This window comes from Rudaea cellulosilytica DSM 22992 (assembly GCF_000378125.1).
Taxonomy (GTDB): domain Bacteria; phylum Pseudomonadota; class Gammaproteobacteria; order Xanthomonadales; family Rhodanobacteraceae; genus Rudaea; species Rudaea cellulosilytica.
Genome location: NZ_KB899241.1, coordinates 1,018,462 through 1,045,246, shown reverse-complemented (window position 1 = coordinate 1,045,246; position 26,785 = coordinate 1,018,462). Strand labels below are relative to the sequence as shown.

Sequence of the window (26,785 nt, the reverse complement as noted above, 5' to 3'; positions counted from 1 at the left end):
ATGGGATTTCGACTTATCTACGGCAATGATGCCGAGAAACTGCTCGACCGCCTGGCGGAGCGCTTGCGCGCACCCGTTGCCGCGGCGAGTTTGCTCGAGCCCGAGATCGTGCTCGTGCCGCAGTTCGGGCTGCGGCGTTGGCTCGAAATCCGGCTTGCGGAAAAGCTCGGCATTGTCGCCAACGTCGATTTTTATGCACCCGCGGAGTACGCATGGGAGCTGCTGCGCGCGGCGCATCCGGAGTTGTCCGAAACCTCACGCTTCGATCGTCGGTTGCTGCGCTGGCGTATCTTTGCCGAGCTTGCATTGTTGGCCGGCGATCCACGTTTTGCCAGCCTGCACGCGCTGCTCGGCGACGGTGAGCCGGGCACGCGGCTCCACCTTGCGACCGAACTTGCGCAGTTGTTCGAGCGTTATCTCGCCTATCATGGCGATCTGCTCGCGCGCTGGCAGCGCGGCGCCGATGCCCAGGATTGGCAGGCGCAATTGTGGCGGCGCCTGATCGCCGCGATCGACGAGACGCATCGCGCCGACTTGCTCGACGGCTATGTGCGTCGGTTTGCGGCATCGAATACGCCCCCGCCGGGTTTGCCGCAGCGCCTTGCTGCATTTGCCTGCACGAATATCTCGCCCGACCTGCTGCGCTTTTACGGCTTCGTCGCGCGGCATTGTGAACTCGATTTCCTGATGCCGAACCCGTGCCGCGCCTATTGGGGCGACGTGAAGAGCGAACGCGCACGCCTGCGCGAATTCGGCGCTGCGGCGTTCGCGGCCGAGGAGAATCCGCTGCTTGCCGGCTACGGCTACGCGGGGCAGCAGTTCGTCGCGCAATTGTTTTCCTACGAGGACGTGCAACCGCTCGAGAGCGAAGACGACGAGCTCTGGAACGCGCACCCAGGCGACACTCTGCTGCGGCGCGTACAGCGCGACATTCTCGATCGCGCGCCGCCGATGGCATGCATCACGAAAAACGATACGAGTATACAATTTCATGTTTGCGCATCACGCCTGCGCGAAGTGCAGGTGCTGCACGATCAGCTCGTCGCCCTGTTCCAGGACGACGACAAGCTCGATCCGCGCGATGTCGCGATCATGGCTCCCAATATCGGTGCCTACGCGCCTTATATCGAGGCCGTATTCGGCGGGATCGCGCGCGGTGATCCGCGCTATCTGCCGTACACGCTGTCTGATTGTAGCGCGCGCGAGGCGCATGCGCTGACGACGTTCGCGCTCAAACTTGCCGCGCTACCGCTGTCGCGCTTCGGCACCAATGAGGTGATCGACCTGCTCGGCGAGCCCGCGCTCGCGCGCAAGCTCGATCTCGGTACCGAGGACATCGACCTGCTCGCAAATTGGCTGCGCGATGCGGGCGTGCGCTGGGGTCTCGACGAGACACAACACGAAGACGCGGGTGCAGGCCGCTATCGCGAGTTTTCCTGGGCGTTCGGCCTCGACCGCCTCCTGCTCGGCTACGCGAGCGGCAGCGATGACGATATCGCCGGCATCGCCCCGCTGCCCGCGGTCGAGGGCAGCAACGCGGCCCTGCTCGGCGCGGTGCTGCGCGTGCTCGAAGTGTTGCGTGATTGGCTGACGTTCCAGCGCGGCACGCATACGCCGGCGCAGTGGCAGGCGCGGTTCAACGCGGTGCTCGATGCGCTGCTCGCGATCGACTACGAGCAAGCCGAGGAAACGCGTGCGTTGGCGGCGATACGCGCTGCACTCGCGGCGCTCGCCGAAGAGAACGCGGCCGCCGGCGTCGAGACGTTGCTCGACTGGCAATGCGTGCGTGACTTCCTCAGCGAAAACTTGAGCCAGCCCGAACGCAGCTATCGTTTCTTCGCCGGTGGCATCAGCGTGACGAGCATGCTGCCGCTGCGCGTGGTGCCGTTCCGCGTGATCTGTTTGATCGGCATGAACGACGAGGCGTTTCCGCGCCGCGACCGCCGCTCTGCGCTCGATCGCAGCGATCGCAGCAAACGTCACGGACAGCGATCCGATCGCGATGACGATCGCTATCTGTTTCTGCAATTGCTGACCTCGGCGGGCGATGTGCTTTATCTCTCGTGGATCGGCGAGGATCAGCGCGACGGCTCCGAGCGCGAGCCTTCCGCGGTCGTTGCCGAACTGCTCGAAGTGTTGCGGCGCAGTTACTTCGCCGATGATCCGCAAGCGCGCGCTCGGCTCGTGGTCAAGCACCCGTTGCAGCCGTTCTCACCGCGCCTGTTCGCGAACGACGATGCGCGCGTATTCACTTATCGTGAAGCCTGGCGCGACGCCGCGCGGCGTGCGCGCGAGACGCGGCCTCTGCCGCCGTTCGTCGACACTGCGCTGCCGGATGCCAACATCGCGCAACCTGCACAATCCGCGCTGCATCTGCAGCAGCTGCATTGGTTCTGGCGCAATCCTGCGCGTGCGTTTTTCTCCGAACGGCTCGGCGTGCAACTGCCGCGCAGCGAGGGTGCGGGCGAAGATGCCGATCCGCTGGAACTTGGGGGACTCGGCCGTTACCTGCTCGTCGATGGATTGATGCAAAAGCAGAATGCACCGGAATCTGCTGCGGTCGACATCGCGCACTGGCGCGCGCGCGCGCTGCTCCCGGTCGGCGAAAGCGGGGCCGAGGTATATGCCGACATGTTGGCGTCCGCAGGCGAGCTAGCGCGTGTCGCGCGCGCGTACGCGGGCGATAAGCAGCTCGCGCGCGTTGAGGAGTTCACGCTTACCCTCGCAAGCGGGCGCACGCTGACCGGCAGCTTGCCCGAACACCGTGGCGGCCTGATCTGCCGTGCGAGTGCTGGCGCGTTGCACGGCAAGCGTGTCCTCGACGCCTGGATCGATCTGCTGGTGCTTGCCGCAACCATAGGTTCGGCACGGCTCGTGCTGATCGGTCTGGAAAAGGACGAGGTGCAAACTCTGCGCACCGATCGCATCGACTCGATCGCGGCACACCTCGAGCTCGAGCGCCTGCTCGACGGCTACGCGCTGGGTCAGCGCCAACCGCTGTTGTTCTTTCCGAAAACCTCCTACGTTTACGCCGAACGCTGGCGGAAAAATTCGCCAGAGCGCGGCGGCGCTTTGGCCGCGGCGATCGACGCCGACGCACTCAAGGCGGCGCGCGGTGCGTATTATCCGGGCAAGGACGATCAAGGCGGCACCGACAGTACCGATGCCGCATTTGCGCTCGCCGCGCGCGGACTCGATCCGTTCGCACCCGATGCGGTCGAGGCCGAGGATTTCGCAACCTGGGCGCTGGAAGTGTTCAAGCCGCTGATCGCGGCGCGCGCGGAGGGTGCATGAGCGCCCCGCGCGATGACGAAGACTTGGCGCTGACTCTGCCGCTCCACGGCGTGCAGCTGATCGAAGCGAGCGCGGGCACGGGCAAGACCTACACCCTGGCCGGGTTGTACCTGCGTCTAGTCGTCGAAGAAAAAATGTCGGTGCGTGATGTTCTCGTCGTCACCTTCACCAAGGCGGCGACGGAGAAATTGCGCAAGGAGCTGCGCACGCGCCTGATGCTGTGCGCGGAGGCCGCGGCGAATCCGGACACGGCGGCATCGTCGCCTGCGCAGGCGCAAAGCCGGCACCTCGTCACCGCGGCGCTCGCTCGCGGCGAAGATGCCGCCGCTTTGCGCGTGCGTCTACGCCTGGCCGCGCTTGATCTCGACAGCGCTCAGATCTCGACGATTCACGGTTTCTGCCAGCGCGCGCTCGCCGAACATGGTGCCGCGGTCACGGCCCAGGGTGAGCTCGTCGCCAACGACAAGGATTTGATCACGACGCTTGCGGCCGACGTTTATCGCGAGCATGCGACCGCGAACGATCGCGATGCCTATCGTGCGTTTGCCGCGGTGGCTGGCACGCCCGCGCGCTTTGCCAGATTGCTGCCGGAACTTCTTGCCGCAACGACAGCGATATTGCCGCAGCCCCGGCGTAGTGCGCCGCAGGCGCGCGCCGAAATGCGCGCCGCGCACGATTCGGCAAACGCCACGCTGGCGCGCGCGTGGCGGGCGCAGGGCGCCGACGCATTCGAATGCCTGCTCGCGCATATCGATGCGGGCTACATCAACAAGGGCTCGTACCGCATCGACAAGGTGCGCGAGGCGCGCGAAATTTTCGCACGGTGCATCGAGACGGGCGGCACGCCCGATGTCGAGCTGCTCGAGCGTTACACGAGCGCGGCGATCGAGTCCAAGCACAATAGGAACAAGCCGCTGCTGAAACGCCAGGCGTTCTTCGACGCTGTTGCGCAGACGCGCGATTTGGTGCGCACCGCGCAGGACGCGCGCCGCGATTTCGGCCTGCATCTGCTGCACGCCAGCATAGAACGCGCGCGCAGGCAGCTTGCCGGGATCAAACAGGCGGCGCGGCGCCATTCCTACGACGATCTCGTCGATGCGTTGCGCCGCGCCGTATGCGACGAGCGCGGCGGCGCCGCATTCGCTGCCGCGTTGCGTGCGCAGTTTCCGGTCGCGCTCATCGACGAGTGTCAGGACACCGACGCTGCGCAGTTTGCGATATTCGAGAAGATTTGGGGACAGAGCGGCACGCTGATACTGATCGGCGATCCGAAACAATCGATCTACCGTTTTCGTGGCGGCGATGTTGATGCGTACCTCGCGGCACGCAGGCATGCGGCCGGGACTGCGACACTCAAGCGCAACTTCCGCTCCTCGCCCGCGTATCTGCGCGCGCTCGAGTATTTGTATGCTTTCTCCGCCGAGGCCGCATTCGCCGATGCGCGCATCGAGTTCGAAAAGGTGACGGCTGGCGGCAACGTTGCCGACGGCGAAGTCCTGGTCGACGGCGAACCGATCACGCCGTTAACGTTCTTCACGGCCGAGGGCATTTCAAGCAAGCCCGAGGCGATGACCCGCCTCGCCGACGGCTGCGCCGCGGCGATACTCGATTTGCTGTTGCGCGCACGTGCCGGCAAAGCGACGATCGTCGATGAAACAACGCGCGCCCCGCGCGCGATCGCAACGCAAGACATTGCCGTGCTGGTCCACACGAACGATGAGGCCTATGCGATGCAGACGGCGCTGTCCGCACTGCATCTGCCGAGCGTGACCGTGACCCGACGAAGCGTATTCGCGAGCAACGAGGCCGCCGAACTGCAGCTCGTGCTCGATGCGTTGATCGAGTTCGACGAGCGCCGCTTGCGTGCGGCGTTGACCACGGTGCTGTTCGGCCGGACCCTCGAAGACTTCGCCAACCCTGAACGCCTGAACTGGCCGCGCCGGCTGAGCGAATTCGCGAACTTGCGCGAAACCTGGCAGCGTCACGGCGTGCTCGCGATGCTCGAGCAGGCGTTCGAGCGTTGCGCGCCCGACGTGCTGCGTCTGATCGACGGCGAGCGACGCATGACGAACTACTTGCATCTCGCCGATTTGTTGCAAGGCGCGAGCGCGCAAAATCTGGGTCAACGCGGCCTGGCCGACTGGCTCTCGCAACGTATTTTGCGCGCCGACGACGACAGCGAAGACGAACAACTGCGCATGGAGTCCGACGCCGCGCGTGTGCAGATTCGGACCGTGCATGTCGCCAAGGGGCTCGAGTATCCAATTGTGTTTCTGCCGTTCGCTGCGCTCAGACCCGGTGCGCGCAACAGCAAGCCGCAGTTGGTGCGCCATCACGACGCGGACGGCAACGCGCGCCACTACTGGATTGCCGACGATGCCGCCGCGGAACACCCCGATGCACAGGCCGCGCTCGATGCGGAAAAGAACGAGGAGCAGGCCGAGCGCCTGCGCGTGCTCTATGTTGCGCTGACGCGCGCGCGCTATGCGAGCTTCGTCGGCATTGGCATCTTCGGCGGCGGGTCGGCTTGGCCGGCGCTGCTCAATCTCCTCCAGGTCGAGGCGGCCAAGGCGGCGGAAACCCTGCTGACGCGCCGCTTGCGCCTGCTCTTCGATACCTCCGCGGGCTTGATCCAATCCTCGCCGCTGCCCGAGCGCAGCGAACAGCGTTGGAGCGAGGAGATGCCGGCCGTTCTCGGCGCATCGCGCGTCGCAACGCGCCCACTGCCCGCGTTGCGCGGCAGCTACAGCTTTTCGCGCCTGAGTGCCGGTACGCGCGAAGATGCGCAGGCGCAGGAACGCGGCGGCGCAAATGACGAAGCAGCGTCGGTGTCTTCAACGATCGCTTACGTCGACATTCCCTCTGCGCTGCGCGGCCCGCGCTTCGGCACCGCGTTCCACGAAATCCTGGAACGCGCCGACTTCGCCGAGTGGCGTGATTGGAACGAGCTCGCACCGCCATTGACGCAACGCGAATTGGTTGCGCGCGTGCTCGCGCGTCACGCGCTGGCACGCGAGAGCGCAGCCGAAGCCACGGTCACGCGCCTCGTTGCGGCGACGCTCAACGAGCCGCTGGCGTTCGGCGCGCGCCTGGCCGACCTCGCCCCGCGTATGAAGCGCGCCGAGCTGCCGTTCCACTTCGCGATCGGTGATGCTGAAGCCACGCACTGGCTCGATGCGATGCACGCGCACCGCTACCTGCTCGGCCGCACACGTTTTGATACCCAGCGTCTGCGCGGCCTGATGACCGGCGTGCTCGATCTCGTCGTGTTGCACGATGCGCGCTGGTGGGTGATCGACTACAAGACGAATCTACTGTTCGCGAACGACGGCGGAAGCAATCCGTATTCTCCCGAGGCGTTGGCGAGCGCAGTGCGCGATGCGGAATACGATCTGCAATACCTGATCTACCTCGTCGCGTTGCACCGCTGGCTCAAGGCGCGGGTGCCCGGCTACGACTATGCGCGCGATGTCGGCGGCGCGCTGTACCTGTTCGTGCGCGGGCTCGACGGCGGCGGCCGCAGCGGAGTGCACGAGAACTTGCCGCCGCCGGAATTGATCGCCGAACTCGATGCGATTCTGGCGCAGAAACACGAGGAAGCGGTATGAGCGATCTGCTCGCTCGCCTCGAAGCCCAGGGCATCGTGCAGTCGGTGGACGCGGCACTCGGCCGCTTGCTTGCGACGAAAGCAACAACCAACGGCGAAATGATCGGCCTCGCCGCCGCGTTGGCGAGCGCCGCGCTCGCCGAAGGTCACAGCTGCGTGCCGCTGTCCGAACTGCGGGCCTTCGCCATCGCGCGCGCGGGTGACGATGCGGGTGCCGCGTCGCCTCTCGTTCGCGGCTTGCCGGCGATCGACGAACTGCGCCGTGCACTGCTCGATTGCGACCTGGTTTCAGGCGACGGCGCGGCGCACACCGCGTTGGTTCTTGATGCAGAGGATCGTTTGTACCTGCGCCGCTATTATTGCTACGAGCGGACGGTCGCCGCGGCGATCGGCGCACGTGCGCAATCCACGCCGCCGGCAATCGATGCCGCGAGCGTCGAAGCCGCGCTCGATCGCTACTTCACCGCGCAGCGTGATACCGATCAGGTCGCGGCGGTGCGGCTCGCGTTGCGTTCGCGCTTTGTGATCATCTCGGGTGGTCCGGGAGCCGGCAAGACCTCGACTGTGCTGCGCCTGCTCGCGATCCTGATCGAACAGGCGCTCGCCGCAGGTGAACGCGCGCCGCGCATTGCACTCGCCGCACCGACCGGCAAGGCCGCGGCGCGTCTGGCAGAATCGCTGCGCGCGCCCGGTCTGCCGGCAGACGACGCCGTGCGCGCCGCGCTGCCGGTGGATGCGAAAACCTTGCATCGTCTGCTCGGCGTGACCCGCGGACGCACCGGCGCGCGCTATCACGCGCGGCCATTGCCGTACGACGTCGTTGTGGTCGATGAAGCCTCGATGCTCGATCTCGCGCTGGCTGCGCGTCTCGCCGACGCGCTCGCAGCCGACGCGCGCCTGATCCTGCTTGGCGATCGCGATCAACTCGCCGCGGTCGAAACCGGCCGCGTGTTCGGCGCGTTGTGCCAGGCGGCGAGCGCATCCACGCCGCCAGCGCCATCCACTTCGTTGGCGGCAGCTGCTTTCTCGCGCAGGAAAGTACCTGACGAACAGGCCGCCTTCGCGTTTCCACCGACGATGGTTGCGAATGCGTCCGCGTTGTCCGCAACCTTTGTCGAGCTGCGCGGCAATCACCGTTTTGGCGCGCACAGCGCGATCGGGCGCCTCGCATCCGCGTTGCGCGTGGGCCGCGCCGACATGGCGCTGCATATTCTCGACGCGGGCGGCGACGAAGCACGCCGGATCGATGTCGGCGCATCCGTGTTGCTGCAGCGTATCGTGCGCGAGCTGGTGCCGCGCTACGCCGGTCTCGCACAGGCGCCAGATGCCAACGCCGCCTTCGCCATCGCCGACCGTTTCCGCGCACTGTGCGCGTTGCGCGAAACCGCGTTCGGCGCGGTCGCGATCAACGCGGCAATCGAATACGAGCTGCGCCGGCGCAGCGATCGCATCGATGCGAACGGCTGGTACGCGGGCCGCCTCGTCATCGTCGGCGGCAACGATTATCGGCTGGGCCTGTTCAACGGCGATATCGGTGTTGCCGTGTGCAGCGGCGCCGGTGGTGCACTCGAAGTCTGGTTCCGCAATGCCGACGGCAGCCTGCGCGCGCTGCCCCCGCTCGTGCTCGGCGCGGTCGACGCGGCCTACGCGCTGACCGTGCACAAGGCACAGGGTTCCGAGTTCGACGAGGTGACCGTCATGCTGCCCGAGCGCGACGCGCGCGTGCTGACACGCGAACTCGTCTACACCGCAGTAACGCGCGCGCGCAAAAAAGTGGAATTGTGGACAAGTGGAGAAGTGCTCACGCAAGCGATCGCGCGCAGCACGCAGCGCTGGTCGGGATTGGCGGAAGCGGTCGACTCGGCCGTTTCAAGGATAGGCTCGTGACGGCCGCGGCTGCGATCGATTCGTTCGCGGAGGTGGCGGGCGGCCGCGTTTTCGTGCGCCGCTGGAACGCGTTCAGGCGAGTCTCTGGCGTTGCGATTGCGGGGCTCGATATTTCCAACTATAGTGTTGACAAAATCAACACCGAGAATCCGGCATGGACACCGTGCGGGAAATCCGCCAGTTCAACCGTTTTTACACGCGTCTCGTCGGCTTGCTCGACGAGCATTTGCCCGACAGCGATTTCACCCTGCTCGAAGGTCGCGCGACATACGAACTCGCCACCGGCGGAAAACAGACTGCCGCCGATCTCGCCCGCACACTCGACGTCGACAAGGCGCAACTGAGCCGGGCGTTGCAGACGCTGAAGCGGCGCAAGTTGCTCAAGGCCGAGGTCGATCCCGGGCACGCGAAGAAAAGGCTGTTGTCGCTGACCCCGGCCGGTCGCGTCGCCTTCACCGAACTCGAACACGGCACGCGGCTGCGCATGGAGTCCGTCCTGCAGCCGCTCGGCGGCGCGAAGCGGAAGAAGCTGGTTTCTTCGTTGCGCGACATCCAGGCGGCATTCGCGGCGAACGTCGCCAAACCGTCCACGGTCGTGCTGCGCGCGCCGGTTCCCGGCGACCTCGGCTGGGTGATCCACCGTCAGGCCGTGCTGTACACGCAGGAGTACGCATGGGATTGGACCTACGAAGCGCTCATCGCGAAGATCCTCGGCGAGTTCGCCGCGGCGTTCGATCCGGCGAAAGAGGACGGCTGGATCGCGGAACGCGCGGGTCAAATCCTCGGTTCGATTTTCCTGATGAAGGGCGATGCCTCCGGCGTGGCCAAGCTGCGCCTGCTTTACGTCGAACCGGCCGCGCGCGGATCGGGCCTCGGTCGCCGGCTGGTCGATACCTGCATTGCGCGTGCGCGCGAGCTGGGCTACCACCGCCTCACGTTGTGGACCAACGATGTGCTGACCGCGGCGCGGCGGATCTACGAGACGTCCGGTTTCCGCCTCGCACAGGAAACCCGGCACCGATCCTTCGGCAAGGATCTGCTCGGCCAAACCTGGGAGCTGGACCTGCTCAATGCAGCGTCGGGCCCTCGCGCCGCGGCGGCGGAAACTCGATGACGTTGTCGCCGCCGGCCTGGCGCGGCCGCGAACCGTCCCAAAGTATGGGCACGTTGCGCGGACGGTCCGGCTCGAGTCCGTTGCGCTCGATTTCGTTGCGGTAACCGAACTCGGCGGCTTGCGTTTCTTCATTCTCCTCGTCCTCCCAGCTGTAGCGCTTGCGTGGCGCGGCGGGGTCGAGTGCGGAGAAGGCGAGTGCGGCGATCAGTCCCGCGATCGCGCCGGCGGCGTGGTATTCGAACGAGACGTTTTCCTCGCGCGGCAATACGGTCATCGTCATGCCGCCATAGAGGAAAAACACGGCGAGCGCGATCGAAACGCCGAGGCGGTCGCGGCGCAGCAGGCCGATGACGAACAGGAAGAACATCAGTCCGTGAGTAATGCCGCTGATGCCGACATGCAGCGAAGGGCGCGCCCACAGCCACACGCCGATGCCGGAGACGATCCAGATCAACGGCAGCGCATAGCGCGCGGCGCGCGGGTAGGCATAGAGCGTGAATGCGGAAAGCAGGCCCAGCGGTAACGTGTTCGACATCAGGTGCTCGAACGAGGCGTGCACGAACGGTGCGGTAAGGATGCCGACAAGGCCGCGCGGATCGCGCGGCCGGATGCCGAGTGCGTTCATGTCCCAGCCGAGCGCGAACGCGGCCAGCCAGACGATCCAAATGCCGGCGACGAGCGCGAGCGCGCCGAGCACGGCGTAGCGCACGCGTTCGCGATCGCTGCGCACGATGGCGGCGCTGGCTTCGGCGGTAATCGGGGCGAGGTCCATGCCTCCATCATGGGGACGCCGGCGGCGCGCACAAGACGCGTCCTCCGTGGCAGACTCATTACATGCTGCTGCGACCGGCCGAACCCGACGACGCGATGGAGGTGGCGCGCGTGCACGTGCGCGCGTGGCAGGCCGGCTATCGCGGGTTGCTGGCGCAGGATTATCTCGACGGTCTGCGCGCCGAAGATCGGGCGCGGCGTTACGACTTCGCGAACCCCGATCCGCGCCGACCGGCGACGTTGGTTGCGCTGGACGGCGGTGCGGTCTGCGCATTCACGACCACAATGCCGGCCGGCGACACCGATATGCCGGAATGCGGCGAACTCTGCGCGCTCTACGTCGATCCGGACTACTGGGGTCGCGGCATCGGCACCGTGCTGGTGCGCGCAGCACGTGCACGCTTGCGCGACCAGGGTTTCCGCGAAGCCGTGCTCTGGCTGCTCACCGGCAATGCTCGCGGCGAGCGCTTCTACCGTGCCGACGGATGGGTGGCGAACGGAATCACGCGCAAGGATGTCGTCTGGGGCGTCGAGGTCGACGAGCTGCGCTATCGCCGCAGATTGGACTGACGCAGCGTCGGCCGCCGCGCATGCTTTATCATGTCGCGATGAATTCCCCGCACAACGCCAATCCCGTCGTCCATCTCAAGATTGAGCGCCGCTCCAACCATCCCTGGATTTTCCAGAAGATGGTCGAGAAACCCGATCCCAAGCCCCGGCCCGGCAGCGTGGTCGACATCGTCGACCGCGACGGCATGTTCGCCGGCCGCGGCTTCTACAACGGCCACTCGCGCATCGCCCTGCGCGTGCTCACGGCCGATCCGGACGAGGCCGTCGACGAGAACTTTTTCGCGCGCAAGATCTCCGATGCGATCGCGCTGCGTCGCGAAGTGCTCAAACTCGACGCGGTGACCGACGCGTACCGCGTGATCCATTCCGAAGGCGACGGACTCTCCGGTCTCGTCGTCGATCGTTTCGCCAACACGCTCGTCGTCGAATATTTCTCCGCCGGCATGTTCAAGCAGCGCGACCTGATCAAGCGCGTACTGCTGCAGCATTTTCCCGAGGCGGAAATCTACGCCTTCGCCGAGGAACACGTGCAGAAGCAGGAAAGCTTCGATTGCTCGGCGCCGCCGACGCCGAAGCCGACCGTGATCCACGAGCACGGCGTGCAGTTCCATGCCGCGCCGGGCAGCAAGCACAAGACCGGCTTCTTCGCCGACCAGCGCGACAATCGTCTGTATCTGTCGGAATTCTGCGCGGGCAAGCGCGTACTCGATCTGTGCTGCAACTCGGGCGGCTTCGGCATTTACGCCAAGGCGCGCGGTGGCGCCGAGGAAGTCGTCGGCATCGATCTCGACGAGGAGATTCTCGGCATCGCCGAGCAGAATGCGCGACTGAACAAGGCCAAGGTGAAATTCATCCAGGCGGACATCTTCGCCTGGCTGCGCGATGTCGCCGGCAATCCGGCGAAGAAATTCGACGTCGTCATCCTCGATCCGGCGAAGATGACGCGCGATCGCGAACAGGTGATCCCAGCGCTGAAGAAATACCTCGACATGAACAAACTCGCGCTCGGCGCGGTCAAGCCCGGGGGTATCTTCCTCACCTGTTCCTGCACCGGGCTGGTCAGCGAGGAACAATTCCTCGACATGCTGCGCCGCGCCGCGTTTTACGCCAATCGCACCGTGCAGGTGATCAAAGTTTCTGGCGCCGGCCCCGATCATCCCTGGCAGGCGCACGTGCCGGAGTCGCGCTATCTCAAGGCGGCGTTCTGCCGGGTCGAGTAAGCTTCGGTTGTAGCTATCCGCCGGAGCGTCCCGGCCTGCAGTGGCGCTTGAGGACACGAGGATGAAGCTCCCGGTCTTGGCTGCCCTTTTTATCCCCATGCTGCTGGACTGCGCATTTGCGCACGCCCAAGCGCCCGAGCACGTGCGCGTCGTTTCCGACGATGAATTTTTCGACCTGTCCTCGCCACGGCAGCAAGCGCGCATTGCCGCGAATATCGAGCAAGGTCTGAGCGAATTGCGCCGGCAGGGGCGATTGCCACAAGACAGCACCCAGACCTCCGTCATGGATCTGGCTTGGCCGTTGCAGACGGTCGGCCGATTCGATCAGTTCGGCTATCACGGCGTGAGCAACTTCGTGGATCACGGCCTGCCTTATCCGAATCCCGTGCAGGACTACGCTTGCGGTTCGCGCACCTACAATCTGGCGAATGGATACAATCATGCCGGCACCGACTACTACTTGTGGCCGTTTCCATGGTCGATGATGGACGCGGGGCAGGTGCAAATCGTTGCCGCTGCGCCGGGCGTGATCATCGCCAAAGATGACGGCAATTTCGACCGCGACTGCGCGCTCGACGGAACGACTAATCCGAATGACGTCTACGTGATGCAGGACGATGGCCTCTACGCGTTCTATTTCCATATGCGCAAGGGTTCGGTCACTTCTGCGCCGATTGGCGCGCGCGTTGCCGCCGGCGATTATCTCGGCCTCGTCGGCAGTTCTGGCAGTTCCACCGGACCGCACCTGCATTTCGAGTTGCGCGATGCTGCCGGTGCGGTGGTCGATCCGCGCAACGGTCAGTGCAACGCGGCGCCGGATCGCTGGATCGTGTTCCAACCCTACGAAGATCCGCATATCGACACGCTGAGCATGCATTCGGCCGAACCCGAGTTCGTCGGCTGCGGCGTCGACGCCAGTGGCAACGCGGTCGCGGAAACGCCGCACTACGAAAATGAATTCAAACCCGGCGCTGCGCTGTGGGTTTTCGTCTCGTATCGAGATCAACGCAACGGCGAGGTAACACAATTCAGCATCATGCGTCCGGACGGTAGCGTCTTTGCGCAGTGGGACTTCGACCTCGCCAGCCAGGGCAACCCGAAACCGTTCTACTCCGGCACCGGCGCCGACTGGAAATTCACCCTGCCCGCCGATGCGCCGATCGGCGTCTGGACGGTCACGGCTTTGTTTCAGGGACAAACCTACACGCGCAGCTTCAGCGTGGACTGGGGTTGGTTGCCGTGGCGGATAAGATTGCCGCCGGAGCCGCCACGACCACCACGACCACCACGGCGCTGAGAGTCCTAGCGGAGGACGCCGTGCGCGTGCGGGCGCGGCCCAGGACCGGTGGCCCCCCAGCGCGAAGGTAATCCAATCGTCCCCGGCAGGCGCATGTGCCCGAGTCGTGTTATACAAGGCTGCATTTTGCAGCATCGACGAGCGCGGCCAAGTCGTACGGCTTGAATCGTGCCTGATGGTGAGTGATTCCTGAACAGGGTACAGCGGCTCTTCACGTTTTCTTTCCCCGCAGTCGGCTATACCAAATCCTCATTCAGATTGTGCGGACACGCCTGTCCGCAAGGGCTGCGCGTACCTCTGTTGCGCGCGGCGATCTGACCCTTCCACACTCATTGGGGGATGAGCGCGATGTCGTGCGCGTGCGCGGCAGTCGCAATGACGAGGACCACGCTTGGACGGCAGACGTGCGAAGCGAAAACTCGGCCGCCTGATCCTGCCGGCGATGCGCTGGCTCGGTCTGCCCCTGGGCGCAGCATTCGCGCCGCGCAAGTCGGGTAAGCGCCGCGCGCGGATGCGGCTCAGCGAAGCACCGCTGCGCGCGGAGTTGCTGACCGCCGCACAAATGGCCGAGCGCGGCCACGAGCTTGCCGACGAGCACGAATGGCGCCGCGCACGCCGCGGCGATGCGCTGCTGCTCGAGCGGCTGCGTCACAACGAAACACTGATCGAGGACACCTGCCACGCACTGGCGGCGGCGATCGCCGACAAGCATCGCATCACGCCGGCCGGCGAATGGCTGCTCGATCATCTGTACGTGATCTTCGATCAGGTGCGCAAGACGCGCGCGCACCTGCCGCGCGGCTACAACGCGGAACTCCCGGTGCTCACGCGCGGCGCGAGCGCGGGCATGCCGCGCGTGTACGACCTCGCGCTCGACGCGATCTCGCACGGCGACGGCCGCGTCGACCAGGATGCGCTCGCGCGCTTTGTGCGCGCGTATCAGGAACGCGCGTCGCTCAGCCTCGGCGAACTGTGGGCGATTCCGATCATGTTGCGCGTGGCGCTGATCGAGAATATCGGCCGTGCCGCCGCACGCGTGCGCCGCGGCCTCGCGCACAGCCGTCTTGCCGCGCAATGGGCACAGCGCATGCTCGACACGGCGGAGGCTGATCCGAAAAGCCTCATCCTCGTCGTCGCCGACATGGCGCGCACCGAGCCGCCGCTGACCCAAGCCTTCGTTGCTGAAATGTCGCGCAGCTTGCACGGCGCAGGTGCCGCGCTCAACCTGCCGCTGAGCTGGATCGAGCAGCGTCTCGCCGAGGCCGGCCAATCGATCGCGCAGCTCGTGCAGAACTCGCATCACGAGCGCGCGCTCGACCGGGTCACGATCGACAATTCGATCGCGAGCCTGCGCCTGCTCGATGCGCTCGACTGGCACGAGTTCGTCGAAAGCACGAGTGCCGTCGACCGCATCCTGCGTCAGGATCCCGCCGGCCTCTATGCGCGCATGGATTTCGCCACGCGCGACGCCTACCGTCACGCGGTCGAACACTACGCCCGGCGCAGCGGCGGCGGCGAGCCGGCGGTCGCCCAGGTTGCGCTCGGGCTGGCGCGCGAGGCGGTGGCAGATGTGCCGTCGGCGGACCCCGAACCCGCCGCGCACATCGGCTATCACCTCGTCGGCGCCGGCCGCGCGGCATTGTTGCGCCGCTGCGGCGTGGGCGCGCTAGGCGCGTGGCTCGACACCTGGCGCAGCGGCGGCATGCCGTTTGCTGTCTATCTGTTCGCAATCGTCGCGCTCGGGCTCGGCGCCGCGCTGCCGTTGCTGCGCCCGTTGTGGACCGCCGACTTGCCACTCTGGTTGCGCCTCGCCGCGACCTTCTGCGGCGTGATCGCGATCAGCCATCCGGCCATCTGGCTCGTCGATCGCGTCGCGCTCGCGTTGGTTGGGCCGCGGCCGCTGCCGCGCATGGATTTCCGCGCGGGCATACCGGCGCAGGCACGCACGCTGGTCGTCGTGCCTTGCCTGCTCGGCAGTGTCGAAGAGGCTCGTTCGCTCGCCGACCAGCTTGAGCTGCGCTATCTCGCCAATCGCGACGAGGGATTGGCCTTCGCCTTGCTCAGCGATTTCGCCGATGCGGACGAGGCCGAGCTCGCGGGCGACGCGGCGATTCTCGATGCGGCGGTCGAGGCAATCCGTGCGCTGAACCGGCACCACCCGAAGGCGCGCTTCCTGCTGCTGCACCGTGCGCGCACCTGGAACGACAGCGAGCAGTGCTGGATGGGCCGCGAGCGCAAGCGCGGCAAGCTCGGCGACCTTAACGCACTACTGCGCAACGGCGACACCGCGGCCTTTGCCTGCCTGTTCGGCGAACGCACCGCGCTCGACGGCGTGCGCTACGTGATCACGCTCGATGCCGATACGCATCTGCCGAGCGATGCGGCGCGCCGGCTCGTCGAGACGATGGCGCATCCGCTCAACCGCCCGCAATTGGACGCGGACAGGCGCCGCGTGGTCTCTGGCTACACGATTCTGCAGCCGCGCGTCGGCAATCTGCTGCCGAGCGCGGGCAGCACGCGCTATGCCGCGGTGTTCGGCGGCGAGGCGGGCCTCGATCCGTACACGCTGGCGGTATCCGACTTGTATCAGGATCTGTTCGGCGAAGGCTCGTTCATCGGCAAAGGCATCTACGAAGTCGAAGCGTTCGAGCGCACGCTCGGGACGAACTCCGCAGACGCCCCGGACGGGCGGTTTCCGCCCAATCGCATCCTTTCCCACGATCTGCTCGAAGGCTGCTACGCCCGCGCGGGCCTGACCTCCGACGTCGAACTCTACGAGGAATATCCGCAAAGCTATCGCGTCGACGCACAGCGCCGTGCACGCTGGGTGCGTGGCGACTGGCAGATCGCGGCATGGCTGTTCCCCTCCGTGCCGATGGCGGGCGGTCGGCGCGAGCGCAATCCACTGTCGTTGCTGTCGCGCTGGAAGATCTTCGACAATCTGCGCCGCAGCGTGCTGCCGCCGGCGCTGTTCGCCTTGCTGCTGCTGGCCTGGTTCTGCCTGCCGCGACCGGGCGCGTGGACGCTGCTCGTACTCGCCGCCGTGCTGCTGCCGGTCGTGGTCGACGCGACGCTCGCGCTGCTGCAATCGCCCGCCCGTGGATTGCTGCATCATCTCGTAGGTGTGCTGCGCGGCGCCGCGTCGGCCGCGTCGCGTGTCGCGTTCCGCCTCGCTTGCCTGCCGTTCGAAGCGACGCAGAACGCAGGCATGATCGCGCGCACCTGGTGGCGCGTGCACGTCTCGCGGCGGCATCTGCTGCAGTGGGTCGCGTCGAGCGTCGTAGCCGGACGTGCGCGCGGCGACGGCGTACTGGCGACGTGGCAGCAGATGAAAGTGGCGCCCGTTGCGGCGCTCGCCATCGCGGCAGCTCTGCTTTTGTGGCGCGTCGACATGCTCGCATTGGCCGCGCCGTGGCTGCTCGCCTGGTTCGTGGCACCCGCGCTCGCCGCGTGGACGGCGCGCGTGCCGGCACGCAGGACACAACCGCTCGATACACAGCAGACGCGATTCGTGCGTCAGGCCGCGCGCCGCACCTGGGCCTGGTTCGAGCGTTTCGTCGCTGCCGAGGACAACTGGCTGCCGCCGGATCATTACCAGGAATATCCGGCGGTCAAGATCATGCACCGCACCTCGTCGACCAACATCGGCATGGGCCTGCTTGCGAATCTCGCCGCGCACGATCTCGGCTACGTTTCGCTGCGCAGTCTGCTCGCGGCGACGCGGCGTACATTCGACACCCTGCAGAAGATGGAGCGTTACCGCGGTCATCTCTACAACTGGTACGACACGGCGGCGCTGACGCCGTTGCAGCCGATGTACATCTCCACGGTCGACAGCGGCAATTTCGTCGGCCACGTGCTGACCCTGCGCCAAGGTTTGTTCGAACTGCTGCGCGCACCGATCGTCGGCAAGCAGGCATTCGATGGCCTGGCCGACACGTTTGCCGTGCTGCGCGCGTTGAGCGCGCGCGTGGACAGCGAACTGTGGCAGCCGCTCGACGATGCGCTGGCCGCAGCGCAGCGCCTGCCGCCGACGTTGCCGATCGTCCCGACCCACGCCGCGTTGCGCGAACTGTTCCTGCGTGCGCAGGCGCTGCACGCAAAGTTGGCCGACGGCGAGCCACTCGAGCGCGAGTGGAGCGAAAAACTCTTGCGCCAGGCGGCGATGACGATGGCCGACATCGAAGACTTCGTCGGCGATGTTTCGATTGCGGCGGCGGTCGCCCACGATGCCGGCGCAATCCACGCCGAATCGCCGATGCCGAGCCTGCAGGCGCTGGCAGCCTCGCAATCGATCTCGCCCACGGCGCGCGGACTCGCACGCACCTGCGTACAGGAAATCGAAGCATTGGGCGCGCTCTGCGCCGATTTCGCGCGCGTCGATTTCGCCTTCCTTTACGATCCGGCGCGTGAACAATTCGCGATCGGCTACAACGTCAGCGAGGGCCGCCGCGATGCCGGCTACTACGACCTGCTCGCCTCCGAAGTGCGCCTCGCCGTCTACCTCGCGGTCGCGCAGGGACAGATTGCTCAGGACGGCTGGTTCGCGCTCGGCCGCGCGCAGACCCAAGTTCCCGAGGGCCAGGTGCTGCTGTCGTGGAGCGGCTCGATGTTCGAATACCTGATGCCGCAGCTGGTGATGCCGGTATGGCCCGGCAGCCTGATCGAGGAGTCGGCGCGCGTCGCGGTCGCGCGGCAGATCGGCTGGGGCCGCGAACACGGCCTGCCCTGGGGCATCTCCGAATCCGGTTACTTCCTCACCGACGCGGGCCAGAACTATCACTACCGCGCGTTCGGCGCGCCCGGCCTCGGCCTGCAGCGCGGCCTGTCGCAGGATCGCGTAATCGCGCCGTATGCGAGCGCACTCGCCATGCTCGCAGCGCCGAGCGAAGCCGCGCACAATCTCGCCGAGATCGCCGCGCGCGGTTGGTGGTCGCAGTACGGCTATTACGAGGCAATCGACTTCACCGCGGCGCACCTGCCCTCAGGCGAGACGGTCGGCGTGGTGCGCGAATACATGGCGCATCATCAGGGCATGAGCCTGGTCGCGTTCGGCGAATGTCTCAACAACGCGCCGATGCCGCGCCGTTTCGCCGCCGATGCCGAGCTCGCAGCGGTGTTACTGCTGCTGCAGGAACGCGTGCCACGCAACGTCGCGCTCGCGCCTGCGGCGCCGCCCGCGCTCGATGCGCGCGCCGAAGAAGAGGCCGCGGCGACGCCGCAGCGTCGCTACACGCGCGCCGACACACCGCGCCCGGCGGTGCAGTTGCTGAGCAACGGCAACTACCATCTCATGCTGACCCAGAGCGGCGCCGGCTACAGTCGCTGGCGCGAACTCGATCTCACGCGCTGGCGCGAGGATCCGACGCGCGACGCCTGGGGCACGTTCATCCATATCCGCGATGTCGACACTGGCAAGAGCTGGAGCACGGCCGCGGCGGTCGCCGCGGATGCGGTCGAAGCACGCGAAATCGTGTTCGACGACGCGCGTGTCGAGCAGCGCCTGAGCCTCGACCGCCTCGAGGCGCGCGTGCAGATCGTGGTTTCGCCCGAGGACGACATCGAGCTGCGCCGCCTGCGCCTGACCAATCGCGCGCGCACGCCGCGCACGTTCGAGCTGACCAGCTACGCCGAGGTCGTGCTCAACGCCGGCGCGGCCGACGCGCTGCACCCGGCGTTCAACAATCTGTTCGTGCAGACCGAGATCCTGCCTGAGCACGCGGCGATCCTCGCCACGCGCAGGCCGCGCCTGGCCGGCGATGCACAGCCCTGGCTCGTGCATCTGTTCTGCATCCGCGAGGAGGCCGGGCGCAGGAACACCACGGTCGAGACTTCATTCGAAACCGACCGCATGCGCTTCCTTGGCCGCGGTCACGACGCGCACGATCCGGCCGCGGCACGCAGCGCGGGCGTGCTCTCGAACACCGCAGGCGACGTGCTCGATCCGATCGTCGCGATCCGCCGGCGTGTGAGCGTGCCGGCGGAGGGCAGCGTCGTCGTCGATCTCGTCATCGGTGCGGGCGACAGCCGCGAGGCCGTGCTCGAGCTGGCCGACAAGTACCGCGACCGCGCGTTCGCCGACCGCGCGCTTGCGATCGCGACCACGCACAACCGCATGGCGCTCGGCCAGATCAACGTCAGCGAAAGCGAGGCGCAGCTCTACTCGCGCGTGGCCTCGGCGATCCTCTATGCCGATCCCGCACGGCGTGCGCAGGCCGAGGTCGTCGCGAGCAACCGCCTGAGCCAGAACGGGCTGTGGGCACACGGCATCTCGGGTGACCTGCCGATCGCGCTCGTGTCGATCGAGGATGTGGACAAGCTCGCGCTCGTGCGCCAGGCGGTGAGCGCGCAGCGCTATTGCCGGACGAAGGGGCTGCATTTCGACCTCATCGTGCTCAACGAGGAGCGTGGCGGTTATCGCCAGGAAGTCAACGACGCGATCTACGCCGCCGTCGCAGCGGTGGGCGAAGGCGCGGCGATCGACAAGCCCGGCGGTGTCTTCATCCGCGCCAGCGCGCAGGTTCCGCACGAGGATCGCGTGCAATTGTTCGCGGTCGCGCGTGTGGTGTTGTCGGATCGCGCGGGCAGCTTCGCCGAACAGCTGCGCGACGCGAAGTCTTCGAGCAGCGAAATCGTGGTGCCGAAATTCGTCGCGACGCGGCAGTCGGCAAGCACCGATGCGCGACAGGCGTCGATACCGAAATTGGAGATGTTCAATGGCTACGGCGGCTTCGCGCGCGCCGGGCGCGAATACGTGATTGTCTGCGACGCAGCGAAGCGCACGCCACTGCCGTGGGCGAACGTGCTCGCCAATCCGCATTTCGGCTGCGTCGTTACCGAGTCGGGCTGCGGCTACACGTTCTTCGACAACGCGCACGAATATCGGCTGACGCCGTGGCACAACGACGCGGTCGCTGACCCGAGCGGCGAAGCGTTCTACCTGCGCGACGAGGAAACCGGCGCGTACTGGTCGCCGACGCCGGCGCATGCGGGCGGCCGTGGCCGCTACGTCGTGCGCCACGGCTTCGGTTACAGCCAGTTCGAACATGTCGAGGACGGCATCGCGAGCGATTTGCGCGTGCATGTCGACGCCGAGGCCCCGGTGAAGTTCTTCGTCCTGCGCCTGCGCAACGACTGCGGCCGCGCGCGCCGGCTTTCGATCACGGGCTATGTCGAATGGGTGCTCGGCGATCTGCCTTCGCGGACGGCGCAGCACGTGACCGGGTGGTTCGATGCGAGCGGCGCGTTGTTCGCGCGCAACAGCTGGAATGCGGAATTCGCCGGTCAAGTCGGCTTCTTCGATGTCGGCTCCGCGCAGCGCACGGTGAGCGGCGACCGCAGTGAATTCATCGGTCGCAACGGCAGTCTGGAATCGCCCGCGGCGATGCGCCGCGCGCGCCTGTCCGGCCGCGTCGGTGCTTGTCTTGATCCGTGCGCGGCGATCCAGGTTGAACTCGAACTCGCCGATGGCGAGACGCGCGAAGTGATTTTTCGCCTCGGTGCGGCACGCAGCAGCGAAGACGCCGAGGCGCTGGTCGCGCGTTTCCGCCGCACCGGTGCCGCGCGTGCCTCGTTCGAGGAGGTCGCGGCGCTCTGGCAACGCCTGCTCGGCAACGTCATCGTGACTACGCCAGATCCAGGTTTCAATCTGCTTGCGAACGGCTGGCTGCTGTACCAGACGATCGCCTGCCGATTGTGGGGGCGCAGCGGCTTTCATCAATCCGGCGGTGCGTTCGGTTTCCGCGACCAGCTGCAGGACGCGATGGCGCTCGTGCACGCCGAGCCAGCATTGTTGCGCGAGCAGATCGTGCTCGCTGCACAGCGCCAGTTCCGCGAAGGCGACGTGCAGCACTGGTGGCATCCGCCGGCCGGTCGCGGCGTGCGCACGAATTGTTCCGACGATTACTTATGGTTACCGCTCGCGGTCGCGCGTTACATCCGCGCAAGCGGCGATCACGCCGTGCTCGACGAGCGCAGCCACTATCTCGAAGCGCGGCCCTTGAATGCCGGCGAGGAGTCGTACTACGACCTGCCGCTGCGCTCGAACGAGACCGCCGACCTCTACCAGCACTGCGTGCGTGCGATCGAGCATGCATTGGGCAACATCAAGGGCGCCGCGCATGGCCTGCCGCGCATCGGCAGCGGCGACTGGAACGACGGCATGAATGCAGTCGGTGCCGAGGGCCGCGGCGAAAGCGTCTGGCTAGGGTTTTTCCTGCACCACGTGCTGACGCAATTCCACGACGTGGCCGTCATTCGTGGCGACGCCATATTCAGCGAGCGTTGCACGCGCAGCGCCTTCGAACTCGCGGCGAATCTCGAACAGTACGCGTGGGACGGCGACTGGTACCTGCGTGCTTGGTTCGACGACGGCACGCCGCTCGGGTCGCGCAAGAACGACCAATGCCGGATCGATTCGATCGCGCAGAGTTGGGCGCTCCTTTCCGGCGCGGGGCGTCCCGCGCGCGTCGCGCGCGCGCTCGACGCGCTCGATGCGCAACTGGTCGACGAGGAGGCGAAGCTGATCCGCCTGCTTTCGCCTCCCTTCGATCGACAACTCAACGCAGTGAATGAACAAAGGGGCAGCGCAGCCGCGAGATTGCAAGCTCCCGATCCCGGCTACATCGCCGGCTACCTGCCCGGCGTGCGCGAGAACGGCGGCCAGTACACGCATGCCGCGGTCTGGGCGGTGATGGCGTTCGCCGAGGCCGGGCGCATCGAGCGCGCCTGGCAACTGTTCGACCTGATCAATCCGCAGCGCCATGCCGTCGATGGAAAAAGTGCAGAAATATACAAAGGCGAGCCCTACGTGGTCGCTGGCGACGTCTACGCGAATCCCGCGCACCGCGGCCGCGCCGGCTGGACCTGGTACACGGGTTCGGCGGGCTGGATGTATCGGTTGTTGATCGAGACGTTCGTCGGCCTGACGCGAGAGGGCGAGCGCCTTGTCGTCGCACCACGCCTGCCTGCGGCGTGGTCCGGCATCGACATCGCCTATCGCCATGGCGATGCGACTTACGCAATCCACGTGCAACGCGACGCGTCAAAGCCGGCGGGCAGCGTGGTTCTCGACGGCGTGGCGCAGTCCGGCAACGCGATCGTCCTCGACGCGGCTGCCGGCGTGCATCGCGTCGAGGTGTATCTCGCCGCCGCCGGCGAGGAAGCCGCAATTCAGTACAGCGAGAAACCGATCGGCACCTGAAAGCTTGCCGAGTCTGCGTGCCAAGCGCGCGGTAGTGGCGGAAACGGCGCGGCGCGCTCGACCATGCGCGCGACTTCGGCGTCGAGTTCGTCGTAACCGGAGCTGCGCGCGATCTGCCAAGACAGCACGTGGCCGCTGTGATCGAGGCGGAAGCCGACCAGCACCTCGCCCTGTTCGTGCTGCGCCACCGCAGCGGCGGGATATTGCTTGACCTCGGCGAGACGCATGGCGAGCAGGCGCAGATAGTCGGAAAGGCTGTTCGCCGCGCGATTTTCTGGTGACTCGTCGAGGTGTGGTGTCGGCGCGGCGGCATCGGCTTTGGGCGCGGGCTGCGGCAAGACATCGGCTTTGTTCGGAAGCAGCCGTTTTGCAGAAGCTGCACGCCGCACGTTCATGCGTTGCACGTTCGGCTCAGATGGGGGCGCCGTGTCGCCTTGTCGATGGACCTCCTCTGCTTGCTCTGCGGATTTCGCGGTGCTCGGCGCGGGAGGAAGGGGCGGCTCCGAGGCCGCTGCGGTCGCGGCGGGCTGCGTCGGCACCAGATGCACCGACACCACATCGACACGTGCAATCGCTTGCGGCGCAGGTTCGGGCCGCAGCAGCGCTAGGATGAAGGCGACATGCAGGAGCAGCGACAGCAGGAGCGCAATCGCGGTGGCCGATCGCGACAAACCGATGCCGTAAGAGGCTCGCATAGCGGACAAACCCGTTCCGGCGCGCGCCGGGGGCTGGGCAAGGCGGGTCGGACGCAGTGTCATGGCTGTCGATCCTACGCCCGCGGCGATGAGCGCGGACCGAATGTGCCGCCCAAACCGCGCAGCCGAAGCGACGCAGCAAAATGAGGATCGCGCTACACTGCGGCCCCCTCTTCCGCACGATTGTCTCCCATGAAGAAAAAGAAAACGCCCAAGTCTCCACCCGTCAGCCAAGCTCAGGCCGAAGACGCCGTGCGCGTACTGCTGCGCTGGGCTGGCGACGACCCGACGCGCGAAGGCCTGATCGACACGCCCAAGCGCGTAGTCAATGCCTACAAAGACTGGTTCTCCGGCTACGCTGACGATCCGGCCGACGAACTGCGCCGCACGTTCGAGGAGGTCGCCGGCTACGATGAGATGGTCGTGCTGCGCGACATCGAATTCGCCTCGCACTGCGAGCACCACATGGCGCCGATCATCGGCCGCGCACATGTCGGCTATCTGCCGACCAACCGCGTCGTCGGCATCTCCAAGCTCGCGCGCGTGGTCGAGATCTTCGCACGCCGCCTGCAAGTACAGGAGAAGCTGACCTCGCAGATCGCGCACTGCATCGAGGATGTGCTCAAGCCACGTGGCGTCGGTGTCGTCATCGATGCCTCGCACGAGTGCATGACCACGCGCGGGGTCAACAAGACCGGCGTGTCGATGATCTCTTCGCAGATGCTTGGCACGTTCCGCACCGATGCGCGCACGCGCGGCGAGTTCCTGCGCTTCATCGATATCGACGCACCGCGGCGCAAGTAGCGCCCCGTCGCGAGATTCGAGACAGACGGCGCGGAAACTTTCGCGCCCGCCAGGCCGCGATCAACCGAGAGGATGCTCATGGACAACGCCGCAACGAATCCGACTGCCGCACCACCCCCAAACGGCCGTCGCGCGGCGCTGGTCTTCATCTTCATCACGCTGCTGATCGATATCCTCTCGTTCGGCCTGATCATTCCGGTGCTGCCGCACCTGATCAAGAACTTCGTCGGCGGCGACACCTCGCTCGCGGCGTGGTGGTACATGGCGTTCGCGGTCGTGTTCATGGCGATGCAATTCCTGTTCACGCCGATTCAGGGCGCGCTCGCCGACCGCTTCGGCCGGCGTCCGATCATCCTCGCCTCGAACCTCGGCCTCGGTCTCGATTTTCTCATGATGGCGCTGGTCAACACGCTACCGCTGTTGTTCATCGGCCGTGTGATCTCGGGCATCACCTCGGCCAGTTTTTCTGCCTCCAACGCCTACGTCGCCGACGTGACGCCGCCGGAGAAGCGCGCTCAGGCCTACGGCGTGCTCGGCATCGCGTTTGGCATCGGCTTCGTCATCGCGCCGGTGATCGGCGGCTTCCTCGGCGAAATCCATCCGCGTCTGCCGTTCTGGGCTGCCGTGGTCATGTCCCTGACCAATTTCTGCTACGGCTTTTTCGTGCTTCCCGAGTCGCTGACGCCGGACAAGCGCAGCGCACACTTCGATTGGGCGCATGCGAATCCGTTCGGCGCCTTGAAACTGCTTTCGCGTTACCCGCAAGTGCTCGGCCTGGTCTGCGTGGTTGCGCTGATCGCGCTCGTGCATATGGTTTATCCGACGACCTTCGTGCTGTACGCGGACTATCGCTTCGGCTGGGGGCCGCTGATGGTCGGCGTCACGCTGGCGCTCGTCGGCGTGTTGCAGGCCGTCGTGCAGGGCGTATTGGTCAAGCGCATCGTCGGCAAATTCGGCGAGCGTCGCACGCTGCTGTTCGGCCTCGCCTGCGGCACGCTCGGCCTCGTACTCTATGCGCTCGCGCCGAGCGGCTACTGGTTCTGGGCGGCAATGCCGATCGCGGCGTTGTGGGGCACGGCGCAGCCGGCGGCACAGGCAATGATGAGCCACCTCGTCGATCCGCGCGAACAAGGTCGTCTGCAAGGCGCAGTGGCGAGCACGTCGAGCATCTCCGGCATCGTCGGCGCATTTTTGTTCCCTTCGACGCTGGCGCTGGTTTCGGGCTCGCACGATCACGGCGTCTGGGCGGGCGCGACGTTTTTCATCGCCGCCTTCGTTCTGGGCATTTCGCTGCTGCTGGCCTGGTACATTTCCGCGCATCTTCCGGCATCGATCACGGCGGCGACGGTGATGACACCCGGGCCCGACATTACCGAAGAAGTCGCCGCGGTGACGAGTGAGTTGCGTTCGCCGGTGCAGGAAAGCGAGGCGCGCTCGTAGTTGCGGGTTGTGTTTTTCGCTTGCTAGTAGCGGCGATCGTCGCGGAACGCCGCGCTCACGACTTTCAGTGCTTCGCGCGAGCGCCGATCGCGCAGCCGCGAATGCAGCACGACTTTGCGCCTGGGCAACGGCGGCAGGCCTAGACGAGCGCCCAGGTCCACCGTGTTTGGCGGCGCAGCGCGCTCGGCGAGCACGGCGATCGCCAGACCGGCCGCGGCGGCGGCGCCGACGCAGGCCGCTCCCTGGCCGATGAACGCCTCGATCCAGGCGATCCCGGCGGCGTCGAGCGCACGTACCGCGTCGCGCCGCACCGCGCACGATTCGCCTTGGGTGGACAGCGGCAACGGCTCCCTGGCGCGCGGATGCCAGTGCGCGGCGCCAATCCAGCGGAATGCTTCGGCATACAGCACCTCGCCGCTGCGCTGTTTGTCGTTTTGCAGCACGATTGCGGCATCGAGCGCATCTACGCGAAGCGCCTGCAGCAGCTCGCCCGATCCGGCCACACGCAGGTCGATGCGCAGCTTGGGATCGTGCGCATTCAGTCGCTGCAGCAGCGAAGGCAGACGCGCGCCGACCAGATGTTGGCTGATGCCGATCGCGAGGCGATGGGTTTCGACGGAGAACGAAGCAACGGCGCGGTCGTGCGCGCTGATGAGCTCGCGCGCGGCGTCGAGAAAAACCGCGCCCTCAGCCGACAGGCGCACCTGACGCGGGGTACGTTCAAGTAGGCGGTGGCCGAGCTGCGTCTCGAGCCGCTGCAGCTTGACGCTGACCGCAGCCTGGCTCGTGGCCAGCGCGTTGGCGGCGCGAGTGAAGCTCTGCAGCTCCGCGGCCAATACGAACGCTTTTACCGCGTCGAGATCGAGTGGACGATATTGTTTCAT

General features: G+C 66.3%; 13 protein-coding genes. 10 read left to right on the top strand and 3 right to left on the bottom strand.

The window, feature by feature from the left end; genetic code table 11:
- The 4 genes from recC to F455_RS0104645 all read left to right on the top strand — a co-directional run bounded on the left by recC (position 1) and on the right by F455_RS0104645 (position 9,902).
- Positions 1-3,294, top strand: a complete 3,294-nt coding sequence (recC, locus tag F455_RS0104660; RefSeq protein WP_018972110.1) for an exodeoxyribonuclease V subunit gamma — start codon at positions 1-3, stop codon at positions 3,292-3,294.
- On the top strand, positions 3,291-6,902 hold the full coding sequence (gene recB, locus F455_RS19785) for an exodeoxyribonuclease V subunit beta (protein ID WP_018972109.1): 3,612 nt from the start codon (positions 3,291-3,293) through the stop codon (positions 6,900-6,902). Before recC ends, recB begins: the two co-directional genes overlap by 4 nt.
- Positions 6,899-8,788 (top strand): exodeoxyribonuclease V subunit alpha, encoded by a 1,890-nt coding sequence (gene recD / locus F455_RS0104650; protein WP_018972108.1) that lies wholly within the window; start codon positions 6,899-6,901, stop codon positions 8,786-8,788. Before recB ends, recD begins: the two co-directional genes overlap by 4 nt.
- Before the next feature lie 154 nt (positions 8,789-8,942).
- A complete protein-coding gene (locus F455_RS0104645) occupies positions 8,943-9,902 on the top strand; it encodes a bifunctional helix-turn-helix transcriptional regulator/GNAT family N-acetyltransferase (protein ID WP_018972107.1) in 960 nt (319 codons plus the stop codon).
- Here the strand turns inward: F455_RS0104645 and F455_RS0104640 are convergent.
- On the bottom strand, positions 9,856-10,674 hold the full coding sequence (locus F455_RS0104640) for a rhomboid family intramembrane serine protease (protein ID WP_018972106.1): 819 nt from the start codon (positions 10,672-10,674) through the stop codon (positions 9,856-9,858). The two genes, F455_RS0104645 and F455_RS0104640, sit on opposite strands and share 47 nt — an antisense overlap.
- A gap of 62 nt (positions 10,675-10,736) precedes the next feature.
- Here F455_RS0104640 and F455_RS0104635 point away from each other — a divergent pair, with 62 nt between their 5' ends.
- From F455_RS0104635 to F455_RS19775, 4 genes are all read left to right on the top strand, one after another.
- Positions 10,737-11,243: a GNAT family N-acetyltransferase gene (locus tag F455_RS0104635; protein WP_018972105.1), complete on the top strand. Its 507-nt coding sequence runs from the start codon at positions 10,737-10,739 to the stop codon at positions 11,241-11,243.
- A gap of 38 nt (positions 11,244-11,281) precedes the next feature.
- Positions 11,282-12,463 carry a class I SAM-dependent rRNA methyltransferase gene (locus tag F455_RS0104630; protein ID WP_026293070.1) on the top strand — a complete coding sequence of 394 codons (1,182 nt, stop codon included), beginning with the start codon at positions 11,282-11,284 and terminating at the stop codon, positions 12,461-12,463.
- 61 nt (positions 12,464-12,524) lie between these two features.
- Positions 12,525-13,760: a M23 family metallopeptidase gene (locus F455_RS21855; RefSeq protein WP_083918789.1), complete on the top strand. Its 1,236-nt coding sequence runs from the start codon at positions 12,525-12,527 to the stop codon at positions 13,758-13,760.
- Positions 13,761-14,151: 391 nt separating this feature from the next.
- A complete protein-coding gene (locus F455_RS19775; RefSeq protein WP_018972102.1) occupies positions 14,152-22,962 on the top strand; it encodes a glycoside hydrolase family 94 protein in 8,811 nt (2,936 codons plus the stop codon).
- Here the strand turns inward: F455_RS19775 and F455_RS21850 are convergent.
- Positions 22,932-23,720, bottom strand: a complete 789-nt coding sequence (locus F455_RS21850; RefSeq protein WP_083918788.1) for an energy transducer TonB — start codon at positions 23,718-23,720, stop codon at positions 22,932-22,934. The genes F455_RS19775 and F455_RS21850 overlap by 31 nt on opposite strands.
- A gap of 129 nt (positions 23,721-23,849) precedes the next feature.
- Here F455_RS21850 and folE point away from each other — a divergent pair, with 129 nt between their 5' ends.
- A complete protein-coding gene (gene folE, locus F455_RS0104610) occupies positions 23,850-24,461 on the top strand; it encodes a GTP cyclohydrolase I FolE (protein ID WP_018972101.1) in 612 nt (203 codons plus the stop codon).
- A gap of 72 nt (positions 24,462-24,533) precedes the next feature.
- The gene (locus F455_RS0104605) at positions 24,534-25,901 is read left to right on the top strand and encodes a TCR/Tet family MFS transporter (RefSeq protein WP_018972100.1); all 1,368 of its coding nucleotides are present in this window, start codon (positions 24,534-24,536) and stop codon (positions 25,899-25,901) included.
- A gap of 23 nt (positions 25,902-25,924) precedes the next feature.
- Here F455_RS0104605 and F455_RS0104600 read toward each other — a convergent pair whose 3' ends face one another.
- Positions 25,925-26,785 (bottom strand): LysR family transcriptional regulator, encoded by an 861-nt coding sequence (locus F455_RS0104600; RefSeq protein WP_018972099.1) that lies wholly within the window; start codon positions 26,783-26,785, stop codon positions 25,925-25,927.

Coding starts and splice junctions, on each gene's coding strand:
- recC (WP_018972110.1), top strand. CDS start 1: ATGGGATTTCGACTTATCTACGGCAATGATGCCGAGAAACTGCTCGAC.
- recB (WP_018972109.1), top strand. CDS start 3,291: ATGAGCGCCCCGCGCGATGACGAAGACTTGGCGCTGACTCTGCCGCTC.
- recD (WP_018972108.1), top strand. CDS start 6,899: ATGAGCGATCTGCTCGCTCGCCTCGAAGCCCAGGGCATCGTGCAGTCG.
- F455_RS0104645 (WP_018972107.1), top strand. CDS start 8,943: ATGGACACCGTGCGGGAAATCCGCCAGTTCAACCGTTTTTACACGCGT.
- F455_RS0104640 (WP_018972106.1), bottom strand. CDS start 10,674: ATGGACCTCGCCCCGATTACCGCCGAAGCCAGCGCCGCCATCGTGCGC.
- F455_RS0104635 (WP_018972105.1), top strand. CDS start 10,737: ATGCTGCTGCGACCGGCCGAACCCGACGACGCGATGGAGGTGGCGCGC.
- F455_RS0104630 (WP_026293070.1), top strand. CDS start 11,282: ATGAATTCCCCGCACAACGCCAATCCCGTCGTCCATCTCAAGATTGAG.
- F455_RS21855 (WP_083918789.1), top strand. CDS start 12,525: ATGAAGCTCCCGGTCTTGGCTGCCCTTTTTATCCCCATGCTGCTGGAC.
- F455_RS21850 (WP_083918788.1), bottom strand. CDS start 23,720: ATGACACTGCGTCCGACCCGCCTTGCCCAGCCCCCGGCGCGCGCCGGA.
- folE (WP_018972101.1), top strand. CDS start 23,850: ATGAAGAAAAAGAAAACGCCCAAGTCTCCACCCGTCAGCCAAGCTCAG.
- F455_RS0104605 (WP_018972100.1), top strand. CDS start 24,534: ATGCTCATGGACAACGCCGCAACGAATCCGACTGCCGCACCACCCCCA.
- F455_RS0104600 (WP_018972099.1), bottom strand. CDS start 26,785: ATGAAACAATATCGTCCACTCGATCTCGACGCGGTAAAAGCGTTCGTA.